Annotated in this window: 8 protein-coding genes; 7 read left to right on the forward strand and 1 reads right to left on the reverse strand. The window is 67.4% G+C overall.

The window, feature by feature from the left end; translation table 11 throughout:
* Window positions 1-918 (forward strand): ornithine cyclodeaminase family protein, encoded by a 918-nt coding sequence (locus tag V8324_RS13275; protein WP_336420411.1) that lies wholly within the window; start codon window positions 1-3, stop codon window positions 916-918.
* 17 nt (window positions 919-935) lie between these two features.
* On the opposite strand, the gene V8324_RS13280 is transcribed toward V8324_RS13275, so the two are convergent.
* Complete coding sequence (locus tag V8324_RS13280; RefSeq protein ID WP_336420412.1) at window positions 936-1,571, reverse strand: zinc-ribbon domain-containing protein; 636 nt, start codon at window positions 1,569-1,571, stop codon at window positions 936-938.
* 205 nt (window positions 1,572-1,776) lie between these two features.
* On the opposite strand from V8324_RS13280, the gene V8324_RS13285 reads away from it, so the two are divergent.
* The 6 genes from V8324_RS13285 to pseG all read left to right on the forward strand — a co-directional run.
* The gene (locus tag V8324_RS13285; protein ID WP_336420413.1) at window positions 1,777-2,532 is read left to right on the forward strand and encodes a lysophospholipid acyltransferase family protein; all 756 of its coding nucleotides are present in this window, start codon (window positions 1,777-1,779) and stop codon (window positions 2,530-2,532) included.
* 196 nt (window positions 2,533-2,728) lie between these two features.
* Window positions 2,729-3,001, forward strand: a complete 273-nt coding sequence (locus V8324_RS13290) for a polysaccharide biosynthesis protein (protein WP_442970535.1) — start codon at window positions 2,729-2,731, stop codon at window positions 2,999-3,001.
* Window position 3,002: 1 nt separating this feature from the next.
* On the forward strand, window positions 3,003-4,001 hold the full coding sequence (gene pseB, locus V8324_RS13295; protein ID WP_336420415.1) for a UDP-N-acetylglucosamine 4,6-dehydratase (inverting): 999 nt from the start codon (window positions 3,003-3,005) through the stop codon (window positions 3,999-4,001).
* A complete protein-coding gene (gene pseC, locus V8324_RS13300; protein ID WP_336420416.1) occupies window positions 4,001-5,152 on the forward strand; it encodes a UDP-4-amino-4,6-dideoxy-N-acetyl-beta-L-altrosamine transaminase in 1,152 nt (383 codons plus the stop codon). The genes pseB and pseC overlap by 1 nt, the downstream gene beginning before the upstream one ends.
* Window positions 5,149-5,841, forward strand: coding sequence for a pseudaminic acid cytidylyltransferase (pseF, locus tag V8324_RS13305; protein ID WP_336420417.1), 693 nt, complete (start codon window positions 5,149-5,151; stop codon window positions 5,839-5,841). Before pseC ends, pseF begins: the two co-directional genes overlap by 4 nt.
* Window positions 5,838-6,678 (forward strand): UDP-2,4-diacetamido-2,4,6-trideoxy-beta-L-altropyranose hydrolase (gene pseG / locus V8324_RS13310; protein ID WP_336420418.1); only part of this gene is annotated, 841 nt, incomplete at its 3' end. The genes pseF and pseG, both read left to right, overlap by 4 nt.

Here is a 6,678-nt window from a genome sequence, read left to right on the forward strand (position 1 = left end):
ATGAGCCTGACGATCATTCCTTTCGAGGCGGGCGAGGCCAATCTCGACTGGCTCGGGCTTTGCGCGGCCTTCAAGGCCGGTCACGACCTGCCCCGCGCCGAGATCGCCGATACCTTCCTTTACCGCGGGGCCGATACGCTGCTCAACCGGTCGGCGTGGATCGACGGGATGGGGATCGCTGTCAAATGCGCCACCATCTTTCCCGGCAATCCCGACCGGGGCGAGGCGCGCATCAACGGGGCGGTGAACCTTTATGACGACGCCAATGGAACGCTCGCCGCGCTGGTGGATTTCCATCTCGTAACCAAGTGGAAGACCGCCGGCGACAGCCTTTACGCCGCCACGCGCCTTGCGCGGCCCGACAGCGAGAACATCCTGATCGTCGGTGCCGGCACCGTCGGTCGGTCGCTGTGGCAGGCCTATCGCTCGGCCTTTCCCGCTGCCCGCTTCAGGGTCTGGAACCGTACCCGCGCCAATGCCGAAGAAATGGCGGCCGACTGCCCGGGCCTGCGCGTCGCCGACGATCTGGAACGCGCCGTACGCGACGCCGATATCGTTACCTGCGCCACCATGTCCACGGATCCGCTGATCAAGGGGGGGTGGTTGCAGCCCGGCCAGCATGTGGATTTGATCGGCGCCTACCGTCCCGACATGCGCGAGGCCGACGACGAATGCTTGCGCCGCGCGCGGATCTTCGTCGACAGCTTCGACACGACCATCGGCCATATCGGCGAGATGCGCATCCCGCTGGAGATCGGCGCCATCACGCGGGACGATCTGATCGCGGATTATTACGCGCCCGAGGCCTTTCGCCGACAAAGTGACGACGAGATCACGTTGTTCAAGAACGGCGGCGGCGCGCATCTCGACCTGATGACCAGCCGCTACATCCTCGATGCGTGGCGTGGCGCGGGCTGACCGCGCGGCGCTGGGTGTCAGCCGCCGCTGATCTGCGCGATCACCTGATCGACGAACGTGTCGAGCCGCAGGCGCGCACCATCGACAGAGGCCACGTAGCGCTCGATTGCAGGCTCTGCCTCGGGAACCAGCGCGATCACTTCGGGCGCCGTCAGGTAGACACCGGCAGCCAGCCCGAAGGCGATCACCACGACCCAGAACCCGACGCCGAAGCCGCTGCGCGCGGCGGGGATCGGCGTGGACGCGGGATCTTGCGGCGTAGCGCCTGCCGTGTGGCCCCGCGACGGGGTCAACGAAGAGTTGATCCGTTCCGGATCGGGAAACCGGCCTTGTGTCGCCGCCGTTTCGATCTGCGATGGCTCGCGCTCGAGTGGAACGTCGCCCGTCGCCTCTGCGGCGCGCTTCGCACGCTCGCGCGCCGCCTCGCTGCGCAAGATATCGGCGATCTCGGGATCGAGTCGGCGCCGTGCAGGCTCGGGGTGGGGCGGCGCGGGCTTGTCCGCGGGGGGCTGTGCTGCGAGCATGGCCGCATCGGCGTGCTGCTGCATCCATGTCTCGCCGCAGGCCGAGCATTGCACCTCGCGCCCGTCATCCGGGATCGCCGTTTCGGGGATCTCGTACTGCGCCCCGCAATTCGGACACGTCAACCGCATGGTGCACCCTGTTGTCTGTGGTCTGAGGGATCACGTCTCATCTTGCGTGGGCCACGCGCAGCATAAGCGCTTCTGTGGGCATGGAAAAGAGCAAAGCCGGCCGCCGCTTGGGCGATTGCGCCCGTGGCCCCCCTGTTGCATGTATGGGGATCGGGGCAGATGGCACCAGCCGGGGCGCCGCGCCGAACGCGAAAAGGGACATATCATGACGCCTGCGCTGCAATGGCTTCGGTCGCTGATCTTCGTGGTCAATATCTATGCGATGATGGTGCTCATTGGGCTGGCCTTCCTGCCCTGGGCACTGGCCAGCCGCAAGGGCGCGCTGACCGCCTGCCACACATGGTGCCGGTGGGTGCGCTGGACCGCGGGCTGGATGGTCGGCCTGCGCACCGAGGTGCGCGGCACGCCGCCCACCGACGAGGTGCTCGTGGTCGCCAAGCATCAAAGCTTTCTCGACATCATCCTGATCTTCGGCAGCGTCCCGGCCGGCAAGTTCATCATGAAGCGCGAATTGATGTACGCGCCGGTGATCGGGCAATACGCGCTGCGCATCGGCTGCGTGCCGGTCGACCGGGGCAAGCGCAGCCAGGCGATCCGGCAGATGGTCACGGATGTCGCGAAAGGGCGGCAGGCGCCGGGGCAGCTGATCATCTACCCGCAGGGCACCCGCATCTCGCCGGGCGTGAAGGCGCCCTACAAGGTCGGCAGCGGGGTGCTCTACCGCGATCTGGCGCGGGATTGCGTCCCCGTGGCCACCAATGTCGGCCTGTTCTGGCCGCGCAAGGGCATCTTGCGCAAGCCCGGGTTGGCGGTCGTCGAATTCCTGCCGCGGATCAGGGCGGGGCTCGACCGCGATACCTTCATGGCCCGGCTCGAACACGAGGTCGAGACGGCGTCCGACGCGCTGATGCAAGAGGCGGGTTTTTCGCCGCAAACATCCGGGACGCCGTCCAAGGTCTGATCGTGGCCGTTGATTTTCCGTGGCCCGCGTGGCAGTGCAACCAGAGCATGTGCAGATGCGGTGATGTCACAGGCGCGCAGACACGGCCCGGAAACTCGGGCGGCGCATCTGGTCGGTGCTGCCGCATTGCGGCATGGTGAAGATGCGGCGCCCGATCCGCGACCACGGTGACCCCGGCAGAGGCCAGAGACAGCAGATGCTCTCCAATTCCACGATCCTGATCACCGGCGGTACGGGCTCTTTCGGGCATGCGTTCGTGCCCATGGTGCTGACGCGGTACGACCCGAAGAAGGTCATCATCCTGTCGCGCGACGAGATGAAGCAATGGGAGATGGCCAAGATCTTCGGCGACGACAGCCGCGTGCGGTTCTTCATCGGCGACGTGCGCGATNGAAAGGATGAGGAAGACGCTCAAGCCGGTAGCGCCGCCCTAAAGCACACCCTATACCGACCGCAGGATACCCCTTGAGATGTTCAACAATTGCACGGTTCTGATCACTGGCGGCACGGGCTCGTTCGGGCACACCTTCATGCCGATGTTGCTCAGGTCCTACACCCCGAAGAAGGTGATCATCCTGTCGCGCGACGAGATGAAGCAATGGGAGATGGCCAAGATCTTCGGCGACGACAGCCGCGTGCGGTTCTTCATCGGCGACGTGCGCGATCGCGACCGGCTTTACCGGGCGTTCGACGGTGTCGACTACGTCGTGCACGCCGCCGCCACCAAGATCGTGCCGACGGCCGAGTACAACCCGTTCGAGTGCATCAAAACTAACGTCAACGGCGCGATGAACATCATCGACGCGTCCATCGACAAGGGCGTGAAGGGGGTCGTGGCGCTGTCGACCGACAAGGCGTCGTCGCCGATCAACCTCTACGGGGCGTCGAAACTGGCCTCCGACAAGCTGTTCGTCGCCGGCAACGCCTATGCGGGCGAGCACGGCACGCGGTTCTCGGTGGTGCGATACGGCAACGTCATGGGCTCTCGCGGCTCGGTCATCCCGTTCTTCATGTCGATCGCCGAGAGCGGCGTGCTGCCGATCACCGACAGCCGCATGACCCGCTTCATGATCAGCCTCGAGCAGGGGGTCGAGCTGGTCTGGCACGCGTTCGAGGACATGATCGGCGGCGAGATCTACGTCAAGAAGATCCCCTCGATGAAGGTGGCCGACATCGCCCGCGTGATCGCCCCCGAGGCGCGCCACGAGATCGTCGGCATCCGCCCCGGCGAGAAGCTGCACGAGCAGATGATCGGCCTCGAGGACGCGGCCTATACCTACGAATACGACGCGCATTTCAAGATCCTGCCGGCGATCAACAAGTGGTCGGACGACCCCGCACGCATCAAGGACGGGCGCAAGGTGGCCGAGGATTTCAGCTATACCAGCGACCTCAACCCGGATTGGATGAGCGAAGCCGCGCTCGCCGACTGGATCGCGGCGCATCGCGAAAAGATCGGGGAGATCTGATGATCCCTTACGGCCGCCAGCTGATCAGCGATGACGACATCGAGGCGGTCGAGGCCGTTCTGCGGTCGGATTACCTGACCCAAGGTCCGGTCGTGCCGCGCTTCGAGGCGGCGGTGGCGGCGCTGGTCGGGGCGGCTCAGGCGGTCGCGGTCAATTCGGCGACTTCGGCGCTGCACGTCGCGTGTCTCGCGCTTGATCTGGGTCCGGGCGATCTTCTGTGGACCTCGCCCGTCACCTTCGTGGCCTCGGCCAATTGCGGGCGCTATTGCGGCGCGGACGTGGATTTCGTCGATATCGACCCCCAGACCTTCAACATCTGTCCCGACGCGCTGCAGGCCAGGCTGGAGGCCGCGGCCCGTGCGGGTCGTTTGCCCAAGGTGATCGTCGCCGTGCACATGTGTGGGCAATCGCCCGACATGGCGCGCATCGCAAGGCTCGCCCGCACGCATGGCGTGCGGCTGATCGAGGATGCCAGCCATTCCATCGGGGCCGATTACCGCGGTGCGCCGGTCGGCAATTGCGCCCATTCCGACATCACGGTGTTCAGCTTTCACCCCGTCAAGATCATCACCAGCGCCGAAGGCGGCATGGCCCTGACCAACGACGCGGAACTGGGCGCGCGCATGGCGCGGTTGCGCAGTCACGGCATCACCCGCGATAAGGACCTGATGACCCATGCCCCCGACGGCCCTTGGTACTACCAGCAGCTGGAACTGGGCTGGAACTACCGCATGACCGAGATGCAGGCGGCCCTCGGCCTCAGCCAGATGGAGCGGCTGGACGCCTTCATCGCCCGCCGCCGCGACCTTGCGCGGCGCTATGACGCGATGCTGGCCGACTTGCCGCTGCGCGTGCCCTGGCGGATGCCGGGGGCGCAGTCCTCTTGGCACCTCTATGTGATCCGGCTGGACGATCCGACGCGTCACCGCGCGACCTTCGAGGCGCTGCGCGCGGGCGGCATCGGCGTGAACCTGCATTACATCCCCGTGCACCTGCAGCCCTATTACCGCCGCTTGGGCTTCGGCCCTGGCGATTTCCCGGCCGCTGAAGATTACTACGCGCGCGCCATCTCGATCCCGCTGCATGCCGGGCTGACCGATGACGATCAGGCGACCGTCGTCGCTGCCCTGTCGGGAGCGCTGGCGGCATGACCCTGTGCGTCATCCCGGCGCGTGGCGGGTCGAAGCGCCTCCCGCGCAAGAATATCCGGCAATTCTGCGGCAGCCCGATGATCGCCTGGCCGATCCGCGCCGCGATCGCGGCCGGGTGTTTCGACCGTATCGTCGTATCGACCGATGATGACGAGATCGCCGAGGTGGCGGAGGGCAGCGGTGCCGAAGCCCCCTTTCGACGCGGCGCGGAGCTGGCCGATGACCACACGCCGACCGTGCCGGTGATCGCCGATGCCGTCACCCGTCTGAACATCGCGGCCAGGACGCCGGTCTGCTGCCTTTACGCCACGGCCCCCTTCGTGGCACCGGCCGATCTGCAGGCCGGCCTGCGCCGGCTTCAGGACACCGGCGCGCCCTTCGTGCTGAGCGTGACCACCTACGCCTTTCCGATCCAGCGCGCGCTTCGCCGCGACGCGTCGGGCGGGATCGAGATGCTCGATCCCGCGAGGATGCAGACCCGCTCGCAGGACCTGGAAGAGGCGTGGCACGATGCCGGGCAGTTCTACTGGGGCCGTGCGGAAAGCTGGACACGTGGCCTCGGGGTCTTCGAGGCGGGCGCGCAGGGCCTCGCCGTGCCGCGACACCGGGTGCAGGACATCGACACCGAAGAAGACTGGCAGCGGGCCGAATGGACGATGCGCGCCATGCAGATGGAGGGTCCGCCATGAGGATCGCCTTGCGCGCCGACGCCTCAGTCGAGATCGGCACCGGGCACGTGATGCGCTGCCTGACGCTGGCGCGCGCACTGCGGGCGGCGGGTGCTGCGTGCCGCTTTGTCACCCGTGCGCTGCCCGGACACATGGCGAACCGGATCGTGGCGGCGGGGTTCGACGTGGCGCTGCTGCCCGCACCCACGGGCCCCGCGCCCACCGTCACCGACGGCCCGCCCGCGCACGCACACTGGGCCGGTGTGGCCTGGACGCAGGACGCGGCCGAGACGCGCGCGGCGCTCGACACGGACCCGCCCGACTGGCTGGTGATGGATCATTACGCGTTCGACGCGCGCTGGCAGGCGGCGGCGCGGCCCGCGGGCACGCGGCTGATAGTGATCGACGATCTGGGCGACCGGTCGCACGTGTGCGACCTGCTGCTCGACCAGAACCTCGGACATGCGGCTGCGGATCATGACGGGCTGGTACCAGAGGGCTGCAAACGCCTCATCGGGCCACGATACGCGCTGCTGCGGCCCGAATTCGCCGCGGCCCGCGCCGGCGCGCTGTCCGCGCGCGCGGGGCGGGGCCTGCGCCACCTGCTTGTCACGATGGGCGGGGTGGACCGGGCCGATGCCACCTCTGCAGTGCTGGGCGCGTTGCGGGAGGCCCCCTTGCACGAGGATCTGCGGATCAACGTGATCATGGGCTCCAGCGCGCCCGCGCTGGACCGGGTGCGCGCGCAGGCCGAGGACATGCCGTGGCCCACGCAGGTCGCGGTGGACGTTTCGGACATGGCCGCCGCCATGGCCGCGGCCGATTTCGCCATCGGCGCCGGCGGCGGCACCACGTGGG

Source organism: Roseovarius sp. D22-M7, from assembly GCF_037083785.1.
GTDB lineage: Bacteria > Pseudomonadota > Alphaproteobacteria > Rhodobacterales > Rhodobacteraceae > Roseovarius.